Here is a 14,075-nt window from a genome sequence, read left to right on the forward strand (position 1 = left end):
ACTCATGTTATACGATGGTATCCGAATTTGATAAGTTTTGCTTAAATAATAGAAGCATTGGCGTTTACACTAACCTTTTAAATCATTTAGAACATATTAAAAGAACGAAACAATACATTTCAGAGTATACTTATGAATCATCAAAATAACAGGAATCCTTGGCGCTCATTTTAACTTTTTAAGTCATCTTTAAAAATGATTTATTTATCTTTACCGCACATTTTCTTCATTCATAAAGTCCCCCGGTATACAAGTCAGTAAGCGTTGTTGCAATGTCCTTAATGTCGTCCGAAATTTCGTCAAGCACTAGATCCCACATAAGTTGCTCATTCATATAGAACCATCCTTTTGCGATGAGAGCTGCATCTACCTTTTTTCTTGCCAAACCACTTAATTGTACGTGTTCGATATCTTTCATTATACCAACAATAAAGCGCAAACGAATATTACTCCACTTTTCTCGGACAGTTTTGGATACCCCAATTGCCTCTTTAATTACTTGCATCAGTTCTTTTTCTTCTAAAGCTGATTTCAAAAAAAGATAGGTTTGTTCAATAATTTGTGAATAGGCTTCTTGTTTTGTTTCAGGTTGAAAAGGTAGATCTGCCACCACATACATTTTCCTCATAACGTTTTCCATCAATACCGTAAATAGTTCATCTTTACTGCGGAAATATAAATAGGCAGTGCCGTAGCCTGTTTCTGCAAGTTCATTAATTTGAGTCATAGTTGCTTTCTGGAACCCTTTTTCTAAGAATATGATGCGGCCAGCGTTCAATATATTTTCTCTTGTTTGCAATGCTTGAAGCTGCCGTTTAGAAAGGTGGTTCGTCTTATTCACTCTTATTCATCCTTTCAATGTCTAACTTAATTTTCGGACCTGGATAATTCAATAAAAAAACTATTTTAAAGAACCAAAAAAGTTAGATGAACCCTTATTTCAAAAGGCTTTTAAGTATAATTAAGGTATGACTCAAAATCATGCAAAAAGTGTTTTAGAAATCGAAAATAGCTTCAATTCCACGATTTTTCTATTTATTCTATTATACAAAATGTAATGAAGGATTTCAAATTCCCTTCCGTTTGTCATTGGGGTGGATTTAAAAACTATATAGACATTCAGTCACTAACATTTTATCGGTATTGTTGCTACTGACACTCACGCTAATCAATAGTGTTAATACCCTCTATAAAAGTAATAATCAACTTATTTTTTTAGATTATACTATTGATTATTGTATAAATTACATAATTATATAGTTTTTATTTTAAAAAAAGCTCTAGCAATTCTCTCGGTGACATAATGTCATTGACTGTTAGTAATAAGTGCTGATATAGTGTTAGTATACTTAAAACTAAGCAGTGAAGGAGTTGGCTAAAGTGCTAGTGAATGAACAATTAACAAGAGAATATTCAAAAGAACTTGATCAACAAAATGAATTGAAACAATATCGTGAGGAGTTCTATATTCGGCCTGGCGTTATTTATTTTGATGGCAATTCACTTGGTTTACTATCTAAGCGGGCAGAATCAACGTTGCTTCAATTGTTGGATTCTTGGAAGAAGTACGGAATTGACGGTTGGACAACTGGTGATCATTCTTGGTTTTATTTATCTGAAAAATTAGGCGATTCATGTGCTCCGCTCATTGGCGCAGATCTGAAAGAAGTAATTGTGACTGGCTCTACTACTACAAACTTGCATCAGCTAGTAGCTACTTTTTATAAACCAGAAGGAAAAAAAACTAAAATATTGGCAGACGAACTAAATTTCCCAACGGATATTTATGCTTTGAAAAGCCAACTGGAATTACATGGCTATGACCCAAAGGAGCATCTTGTTCAAGTAAAAAGCCGCGACGGCAAGACGCTACAAGAAGATGATATTATTGCAGCAATGTCCGATGACATTGCGCTTATTGTGTTGCCAAGTGTGTTATACCGTAGCGGACAGCTATTGGATATGAAACGCTTGACGCAGGAAGCACATGATCGTGGAATTATGATTGGCTTCGATTTATGTCACTCGATTGGTTCGATTCCTCATGCGCTTAGCGATTGGGATGTGGATTTCGCTTTCTGGTGTACGTACAAACACTTAAACGGCGGACCAGGTTCTGTTGGTGGTTTATATATCAATAAGGAGCATTTCGGAACTGCTCCAGGATTAGCTGGCTGGTTCAGCTCGAAAAAGGATAAACAGTTTGATATGGAACATACGTTGACAGCAGCTTCAGATTCGGGTGCTTATCAAATGGGAACACCTCACGTGCTTAGCTTGGCTCCCCTTCTAGGGTCATTAGATCTTTTCAACGAGGTAGGAATAGAAAATATTAGATCACAGTCATTACAATTGACAAACTATCTGATGACATTAGTTGATGCTGAATTAAGCGAATATGGATTTTTGATTGCAAATCCAAGAGATGATGTATCAAGAGGCGGTCATATTTACCTTGAGCATCCAGAAGCTGCTAGAATTTGTAAGGCGTTGAAAGAAAATAATGTTATTCCTGATTTTCGTACACCAAACGGTATTCGTTTAGCTCCTGTAGCTTTATACAACACGTTTGAAGAGGTGTGGGAAGCTGTTCAAATCTTGAAAAACATTATGAAAGAAGAGCAATACAAAAAATTTGAAAATAAGCGCGACGTGGTTGCATAAACTAAAGCAGATCCATGATTCGAATCAAATAAGTTTCATACGAGTCATGGATTATTTTAATAGCAATGGTAGGAAAAATTCGTTCTATAAAACGAGAAAACGCTTCCATCCTTAAAAGTTAATTAGATTTACAGACAAGAAATTGAGTATGTATATCAAAAGGAGGAAACAACATGTCAAAATCAATAGCAGATCTTCATAAGAAATTGGAAGAAGAAAAAAATATCCATACAGATTTTAAGGATAATATGACATACGGTGAATATTTAAACTTGGATTCCGTTTTATCTAGCCAGAATAGACTTTCGGGTCACCACGATGAAATGCTTTTCATCATTATTCACCAAGTAAGTGAGCTTTGGATGAAGCTAACGTTACATGAGATGACCGCTGCTATCGAGGCGATTGAAGCTGGCCAAATGCAGTCTGCTTTTAAAAAATTGGCGCGTGTGACGAAGATTCAGTCACAAATTATTCAGGCATGGGATGTGTTGTCCACGATGACACCAGCCGAATATTTGGAATTCCGCGATGATTTAGGAAAAGCATCTGGTTTCCAATCGTTTCAATATAGACAGATTGAATTTGCTTTAGGTTATAAAACGCCTCATATCCTTAAAATTTATGAAAAAGATCCTGCTGTACATGAAGTACTTGTAAAAGCCTTCCATGCGCCGAGTATTTATGACGTTGCAATCAAGTCGCTTGCTCGAGCAGGATTTTCGATTAATCCGGAATTACTGACACGTGATTTTTCGCAGACATATGCTGGTGATCCAACCGTTGCTGCTGCATGGGAGGAAGTCTACCGAGATGTGGATAAGTATTGGGAATTGTATCAGCTGGCTGAAAAATTAGTAGATGTGGAAGATTGGCTACAACAATGGCGATTCCGTCATATGAAAACAGTGGAACGGATTATTGGCTTCAAAGTAGGGACTGGCGGTTCTTCAGGCGTGAATTATTTGAAGCAAGTACTGGATCACCGATTCTTCCCTGAGCTATGGGATTTACGTACGAAATTATAAGAGTCCAGCGCCAGATTCTGGGGGAATCTGGCGATATATAAAATCTGTTTGATTTGGGGGAAATATGATGAACGAAAGAAAAGAACAATGGTCGTCAAAATTCGGGTTTATCCTGTCTTCAGCGGGGGCAGCCATTGGACTTGGGGCGATATGGAAGTTTCCATATGTCACAGGGATGAGTGGTGGAGGGGCATTTTTCCTCATCTTTGTTGCTTTTACGTTATTGATTGGGCTTCCGATGCTCTTATCTGAATTCATTATTGGTAGAGGATCGGCGAAAGAAGCGATTAGTGCTTATAAAAAACTTGCGCCGGACAGTTTATGGGTATGGATTGGTAGGCTGGGTGTAGTCGGTTGTTTCTTACTTTTATCTTTTTATAGTGTTGTTGGTGGATGGGTACTTATATATAGTGGTCTGTCAATCCCAGGTAAGATTATTAGTGAGGGAGCCAATTATCCAGAATTATTTGGCACTATAACGGGCTCTCCATGGGTTACTATAATGGGATTACTGATTTTCACACTTGCGAATGTTCTTGTTATTTCTTCAGGTGTTCAAAACGGGATTGAAAAAGCGAATAAGTATATGATGCCTCTTTTGTTCATCTTCTTTATCATTCTTGTCGTGCGTTCGTTGACACTTGAAGGAGCAATGGAAGGGGTTAAATTTTTCTTAGCACCTGACTTTTCAAATATAACAGGACAATCAATCTTATATGCATTAGGACAGTCGTTCTTCTCTTTGGCTGTTGGTTTTTCTTGTATGGTGACATACAGTTCTTATTTAAAGAAAGATGTTAGTTTGACATCTTCCGCAGGGACAGTTGTAGGTTTAAATATTTTCGTTTCGCTATTAGCTGGTTTAGCAATTTTCCCTGTAGTGTTTGCTTTTGGCTACGAACCTGAACAAGGGCCTGGTTTGTTATTCATGGTGTTACCTTCTGTCTTTTCACAGTTACCGTTAGGTGGATTATTCTTATGCATGTTCTTATTGTTATTCCTCTTTGCAACGTTAACATCGTCATTCAGTCTATATGAAATTATTGTTGCTGCGCTAACGGCTAATGGTAAGAGATCGCGTAAATCAGCTTCTTGGTTAACAGGTCTAGTAATCTTTATTGCAGCCATACCTGCGGCTTTGTCTTCAAGTAGTCTTTCAGGGTTCACGATATTTGGTAAAAGTATATTTGATGGGACGGATTATCTAGTAAGTAACTTGATGCTTCCCTTCGGAAACTTGTTAATCGCCATTTTCATTGTACATAAAATGAACCAAGTGATTGTCAAAGAGGAATTCTATCTCAGTAGTAAAGTATCTCCTGCTTTGTTTTCAACATGGTCATTCTTAATGAAATGGATTGTGCCAATTACAATTGTCGTAGTCTTCTTGAATACGCTAGGTATTATTGGATAGGATGGTGAAATTAGATGCAAGAACGAAAATGGATTGATATTTCGCAGCCATTGACAAATGCGATTGGTACGTGGCCAGGAGATGCGCCGTTCACCTATCAGCTATCTTATACGAAAGAGCAGACGGGCTCCGTCAATATTGGAAAAATCACGACCAGTTTACACACAGGTACTCATATTGATGCGCCATTCCATTTCGATAATAATGGAAAAAAGGTCCACGAATTGGACGTAAATCTTTATGTAGGACCCACGCGTATTATTGACGTGACTGGTTATAAAAGTGTTGGTAGACAAGAGTTGGAGTCATTTCAGTTAGAGGGAGTTACGCGGCTGTTACTACGTACGGTAACTGAAGTCGCCCCAAACGTATTTCCGGAAAACTTCACTTATTTGCGGGAAGATATCGGTCCATTTTTAAAAGAAAAAGGGATTCGGTTACTGGGGGTGGATGTTCCATCGGTTGACCCGGCTGATAGTAAATCAGTGAGTGCTCATCATTCGCTCCATAGAAATGGTATAAATATTTTGGAGAATGTTATGTTGGGACATATTAAGCCTGGGAATTATGAATTAATTGCATTGCCACTGGCAATCGTTGGGGCAGACGGGAGCCCAGTGCGTGCTGTGGTTCGACTGTTAGATTAAAGTGTGATGAAGAGACACCTTGGATCGGGATTTTAACGGTTAGTTCCATTTCCATAAAAAGGTAATGTTTCACTCCTAATAGAGTAAAACATTACCTTTTATATGTGTAATTAACACACAGTTTTCAGTGCTCTTTAATATTTGAAAGTCTTCCCTATCTCATTTACTCTTTCTTAACTTTATCATCATAATCGTAATGAATAAAAAAGCGACCAACGATAAGAATGGTATTGTTATGAATCCAAACCAGTTAATATATTCCCCAGAACACGGTACGCCACTCGTACATGCACTGAATTCTTCTAATGAAGGGACCTTTTGCAAGGCGTAATGATAGCCAGATACGAGTACCCCAATTATTGACATTGGAAGTACATATCTATAAATATCCCGGTCATTCCTATAAAAGGCAGTCCCCAACAAAAAAACAAGTGGGTACATTAAAATCCGTTGATACCAGCAAAAGGTACACGGAACAAAACCCATTCTCTCACTAAAAAACAGACTCCCTATCATTGCTGTAAGGGACACAACCCAAGCAAAAAGAATAGATTTATTTACCACTCTTTGCGGCCTCATCCACCATTTTTGTAAAGTCATCCATTGTACTTCCCTTAAACTCTTTGCCGCCGATAAATATTGTAGGTGTTGAAGAAATGCTTAGACTTTTTGCAGTTTTCATATCTATATCCCAAGCTTCTTTTCCTTTACTTTCCCTATAAGCAGCCATTACTTTACTCGTTTCTTCAGCACTCGCAACCTCCATCAACATTTTCTCCATAACTTCATCTGTAAATACAATGAGTTGCTCAGATGTTGGTTGATTGGCAAATAGTAGGTGATGAAAAGCCCAAAAAGTTTCATTGCCTAGTTCCTTGTATACCGTTTCAGCAAACTGTGCGGCTGTCGTTGAATCTTCAGCAATAAATGAGTAGTTCATAAAGTAAAACTTCGCCTTCCCTGTTGCAACAAACTGCTCTTGAATCACCGGAAAAAGTCGATCATTGAAATCCTTACAACTCGGACATTTATAATCGCCAAACTCAACAATTTCCACTGGGGCTGAAGCTTCACCTAAAAACGGCTGCCCTTCATAGTCAATTGCGACCGACTCTTCATCGACGTTTGTTAATACAATGATTCCAATGATACAAACTGCAACTATTCCTACAAACCAAAAAATTTTCTTAGACAAATTAAACACTCCTAATTTATTCTACATAATGTAATGATCATACCACCCAAATGGGAATTCTATCGATATATCTTATTTTTTACAAGTAGTATCTAATACAAATATAATTCAAACACTTTCGTTACTCGCCCAATTACAGGTTACCTTAACTCGACTAACTCACATTATTCATTGTAATTTGATGTGGCATGAACCGTCAATAAATTAGGTACTATCATGTGTTTGTTATAAAAGTGACTAATAATTCTTTCTATACTTAAAATATTTCTATAACTGGACAGGTTACCAAGTGTATTCGGCATATTAATAAGCCCATCCAAGGTGAGAACATAGTTTTCGCCTCAATCTATCAGCTTAATTTACTAAATTCCAACTTCGGTAGAAAGGGCTTTGCTTCTTTTTTAAAACTCACACAATTGGATATAATATAAAGCGCGCTTTCCTAGGTACAGATATTCACGATTCGCTTCCTTTAGATTCCATGTCACCATAGACACACCCACGTCGGTATGACTGTTAATTTTGACTACCCAGTTTCGTAATTATACCTATAGACTAACCCCATACTGGGCGCATATAAACATCCTTCACTACGAATAGTGAAGGATGTTTTGCAATTATATTTAGAATTTGAATTCTAATAATTTATGATTTTTTGCAGGTCACATAAACCGTCAACCTAGAATAATCTCCTATTAGATTATACTTTATGTCACCAAAGGTTTTTGTGAATGTTTCCCTACACCTTTTAAAAGTAAAAAAACAACACCCATCAATACCATCAAAAAGAGCCAACCATTTGAATATGAACCACTTTCATCTATGATAAAACCAAATAGTGGCGGAATAAAGACAACACCCCATGAACTAATCGTAACAGTTATACCAGTTGCTAATCCTGAACTTTCTCTAGGAACGAGTTCAGTAACTATATTCATCCAAATCCCATTATATCCCGAGATGCAAAAACCAAATAATAAAACAATAATAGTTATTACTAACAGTGGCGTGTCAATTGTTAGAATCGCAAATATAAGTGCGCTCAAAGCCGTCAATATAGTAACAATAAACATAATGTTCATTCTTTCACCTTTGAAGAAAGTATCACTAATTGCACCCCAAGCCACTCTGCCTATTGATCCACCGATTTCAGCAACAACCAATAGTAAGCCTGCCACAATAAGTGAAAGTTCTAATTTGTGAAAAGCAAAGAGAACTATGTAAGTTGTTAAGCATAGTTGAGCTCCTTGTAACCCCATTGCACTAATACTAATTAATATTAATGATTTGTTTTTCATAATTTCCTTTATTTGATTAAAAATTGATTTCCTCTTTATCGAGGATTCCCTAACCTCATTAATTTCTGGATCTTTATAATAATACGAAGCAAGGATACCTACTAACACTAATACTAGACAACTAATAATGAGGACAGGTCTCCATCCGATATTGTTTGCAAGAGGTAATAATATTAATGCCGCAAGTGCCGCCCCAACTGTAATACCCATTTGCTTAATTCCCATTGCAAGGCCTCTTTTTCTCTGTGGGAACCAATAAAGAATACCTCGATTCGTAGTCGGATGCATCGCCCCATAGGCTGCACCACCTATCACAATCGAAATTAGTAAAAGGTAGAAATGACTCGATAACGCAATCATGCCAAAAGCTATGCATAAACATATTATCGTCCCTAACAATTGTCTTTTCGATCCAATTCTATCCACTAATATGCCAGATGGTATTGCACTTAAAGATTGACCGAAGAATAAAGCTGCGGGCAACATGCCCATTTGTGCATTACTAAGCGTTAAATCTCCACCTATTAATATAGTTAAAGGGGCTAAACTTCTTCCTACAAATGCAACCATCATTTGGGCTACTAAGAGCCATAAAAGCATTTTCCAAGCCATTGTAACCGAAAAAAAACCTTTTTTCTCTTGTAAATGCCCCATATATTATCACCTCTTTTTCATACAAAAAAGAGAGTTGCTAACTAGGTAGCACTCTCCTTTTTCTTTTCTAACTTATTCGCAAAACATTGAAACGCTACCCAAACCATCAAATTCTGCAATTACGGAATCACCTGAATTAAATGCTATCGCCTCAGACATTGCACCACTAAGGATAATATCTCCTTTTTTAAATCCTTTTCCACGAGCAGCCAATTCTTTAACAGCCCAAACAATCGCTGTTATAGGATGCCCCAATACAGCAGCACTGGAACCAGTTTGTTCTACTTTTCCATTCTTCGACATCACCATACCAATATTTCCTAAATCAATAGCATCTGGAGAAATCCACTTACTACCTACTACAAATTTAGTCGATGAACAATTATCAGCAATAACGTCCACTAATGTAAAACGAAAATCTTTATAGCGACTATCAATAATCTCAAGTGCAGGTGCTACATATTTTGTGGCTCTTAGAACATCTTCCTCAGTAACATTTTCCCCTTGCAAATCTTCTGCTAATAAAAAAGCGATTTCCGGCTCTACTTTTGGATGAATTAGCTCAGACGACTTTATCGCTTCCCATTCAAAAGCTAACATATCATCATGTAAATAACCGTAGATTGCTTCATCGACACCCATCATTTCTTGTTTGGCTTTACTCGTTAAACCTAGCTTTACACCAACGGTTTTTGTACCACTCTCTTCTAGTTTCTTAGCGAGTAAACCATCTTGTAACTCATAAGCTTCTTTTATTGTTAACTCAGGATATTTATCTGTTACTTTAACAACTTCACGTACATCGCGTTCAGCATTATATAAATAGTCAATAATTTCATTTTCTTTATTTGTAAGTACAGTCATACTTTATACCCTCACTTTATGTTTTTTTGCTAATTCAGCTGCTACATCGAGAATCATATCCTCTTGCCCGCCAACAACTTTCATTTTACCCAACTCTATTAGAATATCGCGTGGATCTATACCAAATTTTGCTCCAGCACGCTCAGCGTGAAGTAAGAAACTAGAATAAACGCCTGCATAACCTAATACAAGACTACCTTTTTTGATTTCCTGCGTATCTGGAATTAAAGGTCCTACAACATTTTCTGCTAAATCCATCATTTTATATAAATCGATGCCTACATCCATACCCATTCTATCCAAGACAGCAAGTAAAACCTCTGTTTGCGTATTCCCAGCACCGGCTCCCAAACAACGCACACTACCATCTATACGCGTTGCACCTTCTTCAATCGCGACTAACGTATTCGCAACCGCAAGTGATAAATTATTATGCGCATGGAAACCGATTTCAATATCTAAAGAATTTTTAAGTGCTCTAATTCTCTCACGCACTTCATTCGGCAGTAAAGCTCCTGCTGAATCCGTTACGTAAACAGCTTGTGCACCGTAGCTTTCCATCAATTTAGCTTGTTCTACTAATTTTTCTACTGGAACAGAATGTGCCATCATCAAAAAACCTAATGCATCCATTCCTAGTTCCCGCGCTTTATTAATATGCTGCGCAGAAACATCTGCTTCAGTAGAATGTGTAGCAACTCTTACTAATTTAGCACCCAAATCACTAGCTTGTTTGAGCTCCCCCATTGTTCCAATACCCGGTATAAGTAAAACAGCAACTTTTGAGTTTTTACATTCATCTACAGCCGCTTCAATTAGTGACATTTCGTCAACTAGTGATTTTCCATACTGTAAAGTAGAACCACCCAAACCATCGCCATGACTTACTTCAATATAATGCATTCCAGCATCATCAAGGGCTCTTGTAACATTACGAACTTGCTCTACAGTATATTGATGTGCAACAGAATGACTACCATCTCGTAAGCAAACTTCAGTTATTTGTATAGGTTTGTTAGACATTTAGCTTCCCCCTTCAATCAATTTATATTAATGATTCTTCTTCTTTCTTCTTTAACATTTGCAGGGCAAAGTCTTCTGCAACACGTGTAGCTGCTGCTGTCATTATGTCTAAGTTACCCGCGTACTCTGGGAAATAATCTCCGGCACCTTCAACTTCAATTAAGACGGTCACACGGTTCCCGTCAAACATCGGGTCTTGTCTAAGACGATAACCTGGTACATATTCTTTTACTTTCTCAACCATTTCTACAATCGATTTTCGAATAGCTGGTTCATCCATATTTTTCACTTCACAGTAAACAGTGTCTCGCATTAAGATAGGCGGATCAGCAGGATTTAAAATAATCAACGCTTTTCCTTTATCGGCACCGCCAACTTCTTCTATCCCACGTCGTGTTGTAATAGTGAATTCATCTATATTCGCTCTCGTTCCCGGTCCAGCACTTAAACTAGAAATCGTAGCAACTATTTCGCCATATGTAACATCTGCTACTTGATTAATAGCGTGAACAATCGGTATTGTTGCTTGACCACCACAGGTAATCATATTCACATTGTCTATTTCTAGAGAAATTTCTACAGAACTAACTGCAGGAGAAAAGAATGGTCCAATCGCAGCTGGCGTTAAATCGATAGCAAGTTTACCCAAATCTTTTAAAACCTTCGCATGGTGAATATGCGCTTTAGCAGAAGTAGCATCGAAAAATATCTCCGCTATATCTGGATTTTCTACAATCCCCTGGACACCATTAGAAAGTACTTTATATCCTTTTTCCTCAGCCCTTTTAAGCCCCTCGGATTCTGGATCAATGCCAATCATTGCTGTTAATTCAATCACATTACTTCTTTCAAGTTTATACATTAAATCTGTTCCGATATTACCTGAACCGATAATTGCAGCTTTAATTTTCCCCACTGTCATACCCCTTTCTAAACTTGTATTGATAAGTAATTTTATTACTCGAAATGAACAGTAACTGATCCAAGGGCACCAAAAGTAGCCTTAATCGTATCTCCAGCTGCTACAGCTACCGCACCAGATAATGCACCAGGTAAAATTAATTCGTCTTTTTTTAATGTAATTCCAAATTCGTGTAACTTATTTGCAAGCCAAGCAACCGCATGTGCAGGATGACCAAGTGCAGCAGCACCAGCACCTGTCGCTAATAATTCATCGTTTTTGAACAGCACCATACCATTTGTTCGTAAATCCACTGTTTCTAGCGTAGTTTTTTTATCCCCAACGACCACTTTTGCTGACGAACCATTATCAGCTACAGTATCTATTAACTTTATTTTCCAGTCATTGACGCGACTGTCAATTATCTCAAGTGTAGGGACAACATATTTTGTCGCCATTATCACATCTATATAAGTTACATTTGGTCCGACTAAATCTTCTTCAAGGACAAATCCAATTTCAGCTTCTATTTTAGGTGAAATCATTGAATCTACCTTAACAGTCGTCTCATTATCAAATAGCATATCATCAAATAAATGACCATAATCAGGCTCATCTACATTTAACATTTTCTGCATCGCTACACTCGTTAAACCAACTTTTTTACCTATTATTTTCTTTCCTTCAGCAAGTTTTAGTTTCACAATTTCCAATTGTATCTGGTATGCATCTTCCACAGTGAGACTTTCATCTCTTTCCGTCAAAGGCGCAACTCCTTGGCACGTTGTTTCTGCCTCTAATAATTCTGTTGCAAACTGTATATTCTTTACCGTCACTTTAATGGCCCCCTAATAAAATAAACTTAAAACAATAAAAGGTGTGCATAATGCCACCTTTCATTGTTTGCTTATTTTTTCACTGTAATTGTTTTCGCATCCGTATAAAAATCAAAACTATGTCGTCCGCCTTCGCGTCCTATTCCACTTGCTTTGGATCCGCCAAACGGGGTCCGTAAATCGCGAACGTACCAGCAATTTACCCAAAGTAATCCAGAATCGATTAGTGACGTTACACGATGACCACGACGCAAATCATTGGTCCAGACAACGCCAGCTAATCCATAAATAGAATCATTCGCAATTTCTATTGCTTCTTCTTCTGTTTTAAATTTAATAATTACTGGAACAGGTCCAAATATCTCTTCTTGTGCTACACGCATTTTATTATCTACATCATATAAAACGGTAGGTTCATAGAAGTTACCTTCAGGTAAATCCGCTATGACCTTACCGCCATAAGCAAGTTTCGCTCCTTCAGCAAGACCGATTTTAACGTATTCATCAACCGACTTTAAATGACCTTTAGAGACAAGTGCGCCCATATCTGTTGATTCATCCAAAGGATCACCAACTTTGATATTCTTCACAGCTTCTACGAACTTTTCTAAAAACTCATCATAAATCTTTTCTTGTACTAATATACGAGAACCTGCTAAACAAATTTCTCCTTGATTACGATAAATTGCCTCTATAGAACCAGCTACCGCTTCTTCCAAATTAGCATCGTCAAAAACAATGTTTGCCGATTTCCCACCAAGCTCTAAGGAAACTGGAATTAAGTTTTCTGCAGCATTCCGCATAACCGTTTTCCCTGTATTCGACTCACCAACAAATGATATTCTACGAACAGATGGATGAGTAGCCATTACAGTTCCAACAGTACTTCCAGGCCCTGTTAATATATTCAAAACGCCAGGAGGTAATCCAGCTTCATTCGCAATTTCACCTAATAGTACAGCACTTAAAGGTGTGTAAGATGCTGGTTTAATAACGACAGTATTCCCTGCTGCTAATGCTGCGGATGCTTTCCAAGTCATTTGCATGAATGGTAGATTCCAAGGTATGATCAAACTCGTTACCCCTGCTGGTGCATATTGTACATATGACATGTGATTGGCCATATCAAAATGCTCATGCACTCGGAATTTCGCCATCTCCGCAAAGAAACGGAAGTTAGCTGCAGCACGCGGAATATCAAATTCACGGCTTTCTTTGATTGGTTTGCCAACGTCTAATGTTTCGATATAAGCAATCTTATCAACGTTTTCCATAATTAAGTCTGCCATTTTGCAAAGAATACGTGATCTTTCTTCTACTGGCATTTTGCTCCAGACACCGCTTACAAATGTGCGGTGCGCTACATCTATTGCTAATTTAGCATCCGCTTCTCCACCATTTGCAACCGTGGCAAGCTTTTCATTTGTTGCAGGATTAATCGTATCAAACGTTTCTCCAGAAATAGCATCAATGTATTTACCATCAATAAATAACTGTGCATTTTCTACTTTTATAGTTTCAGCCACTAGCTCTTTTGGCACAATTATCCCC

Annotated in this window: 13 protein-coding genes; 4 read left to right on the plus strand and 9 right to left on the minus strand. The window is 37.6% G+C overall.

Translation table 11 applies throughout. The features are described 5' to 3' along the window. Positions 1-226 precede the first annotated feature (226 nt). Positions 227-841: a TetR/AcrR family transcriptional regulator gene (locus AC3RV6_RS14440; protein ID WP_489746695.1), complete on the minus strand. Its 615-nt coding sequence runs from the start codon at positions 839-841 to the stop codon at positions 227-229. Between the two features lie 539 nt (positions 842-1,380). On the opposite strand from AC3RV6_RS14440, the gene kynU reads away from it, so the two are divergent. The 4 genes from kynU to kynB all read left to right on the plus strand — a co-directional run bounded on the left by kynU (position 1,381) and on the right by kynB (position 5,753). Then, positions 1,381-2,664 carry a kynureninase gene (gene kynU, locus AC3RV6_RS14445; RefSeq protein WP_489746696.1) on the plus strand — a complete coding sequence of 428 codons (1,284 nt, stop codon included), beginning with the start codon at positions 1,381-1,383 and terminating at the stop codon, positions 2,662-2,664. A gap of 173 nt (positions 2,665-2,837) precedes the next feature. After that, on the plus strand, positions 2,838-3,692 hold the full coding sequence (gene kynA, locus AC3RV6_RS14450; RefSeq protein ID WP_489746697.1) for a tryptophan 2,3-dioxygenase: 855 nt from the start codon (positions 2,838-2,840) through the stop codon (positions 3,690-3,692). Between the two features lie 67 nt (positions 3,693-3,759). After that, a complete protein-coding gene (locus AC3RV6_RS14455; protein WP_489746698.1) occupies positions 3,760-5,106 on the plus strand; it encodes a sodium-dependent transporter in 1,347 nt (448 codons plus the stop codon). A 14-nt stretch (positions 5,107-5,120) separates the two neighbouring features. Continuing rightward, positions 5,121-5,753, plus strand: a complete 633-nt coding sequence (kynB, locus tag AC3RV6_RS14460) for an arylformamidase (protein WP_489746699.1) — start codon at positions 5,121-5,123, stop codon at positions 5,751-5,753. Positions 5,754-5,912: 159 nt separating this feature from the next. On the opposite strand, the gene AC3RV6_RS14465 is transcribed toward kynB, so the two are convergent. The 8 genes from AC3RV6_RS14465 to AC3RV6_RS14500 all read right to left on the minus strand — a co-directional run bounded on the left by AC3RV6_RS14465 (position 5,913) and on the right by AC3RV6_RS14500 (position 14,065). Next, the gene (locus tag AC3RV6_RS14465; RefSeq protein WP_489746700.1) at positions 5,913-6,317 is read right to left on the minus strand and encodes a disulfide oxidoreductase; all 405 of its coding nucleotides are present in this window, start codon (positions 6,315-6,317) and stop codon (positions 5,913-5,915) included. Then, positions 6,307-6,957: a DsbA family protein gene (locus tag AC3RV6_RS14470; protein WP_489746701.1), complete on the minus strand. Its 651-nt coding sequence runs from the start codon at positions 6,955-6,957 to the stop codon at positions 6,307-6,309. The genes AC3RV6_RS14465 and AC3RV6_RS14470 overlap by 11 nt, the downstream gene beginning before the upstream one ends. Positions 6,958-7,655: 698 nt before the next feature. Then, positions 7,656-8,900, minus strand: a complete 1,245-nt coding sequence (locus AC3RV6_RS14475; RefSeq protein ID WP_489746702.1) for an MFS transporter — start codon at positions 8,898-8,900, stop codon at positions 7,656-7,658. 72 nt (positions 8,901-8,972) lie between these two features. Further along, positions 8,973-9,764 (minus strand): 2-keto-4-pentenoate hydratase, encoded by a 792-nt coding sequence (locus AC3RV6_RS14480; protein ID WP_489746703.1) that lies wholly within the window; start codon positions 9,762-9,764, stop codon positions 8,973-8,975. Between the two features lie 3 nt (positions 9,765-9,767). Next, entirely contained in the window at positions 9,768-10,787 is a 1,020-nt protein-coding gene (gene dmpG / locus AC3RV6_RS14485; RefSeq protein ID WP_489746704.1) for a 4-hydroxy-2-oxovalerate aldolase, read from the minus strand. A 22-nt stretch (positions 10,788-10,809) separates the two neighbouring features. Next, positions 10,810-11,703 carry an acetaldehyde dehydrogenase (acetylating) gene (locus tag AC3RV6_RS14490; RefSeq protein ID WP_489746705.1) on the minus strand — a complete coding sequence of 298 codons (894 nt, stop codon included), beginning with the start codon at positions 11,701-11,703 and terminating at the stop codon, positions 10,810-10,812. Positions 11,704-11,744: 41 nt separating this feature from the next. Beyond that, entirely contained in the window at positions 11,745-12,524 is a 780-nt protein-coding gene (locus AC3RV6_RS14495) for a 2-keto-4-pentenoate hydratase (protein ID WP_489746706.1), read from the minus strand. 71 nt (positions 12,525-12,595) lie between these two features. Then, entirely contained in the window at positions 12,596-14,065 is a 1,470-nt protein-coding gene (locus AC3RV6_RS14500) for an aldehyde dehydrogenase (RefSeq protein WP_489746707.1), read from the minus strand. Positions 14,066-14,075: the final 10 nt, after the last annotated feature.

The sequence above is a fragment of the Sporosarcina sp. So3-204 genome (genome assembly GCF_058068165.1).

Coding starts and splice junctions, on each gene's coding strand:
- kynA (WP_489746697.1), top strand. CDS start 2,838: ATGTCAAAATCAATAGCAGATCTTCATAAGAAATTGGAAGAAGAAAAA.
- AC3RV6_RS14455 (WP_489746698.1), top strand. CDS start 3,760: ATGAACGAAAGAAAAGAACAATGGTCGTCAAAATTCGGGTTTATCCTG.
- kynB (WP_489746699.1), top strand. CDS start 5,121: ATGCAAGAACGAAAATGGATTGATATTTCGCAGCCATTGACAAATGCG.
- AC3RV6_RS14475 (WP_489746702.1), bottom strand. CDS start 8,900: ATGGGGCATTTACAAGAGAAAAAAGGTTTTTTTTCGGTTACAATGGCT.
- AC3RV6_RS14480 (WP_489746703.1), bottom strand. CDS start 9,764: ATGACTGTACTTACAAATAAAGAAAATGAAATTATTGACTATTTATAT.
- dmpG (WP_489746704.1), bottom strand. CDS start 10,787: ATGTCTAACAAACCTATACAAATAACTGAAGTTTGCTTACGAGATGGT.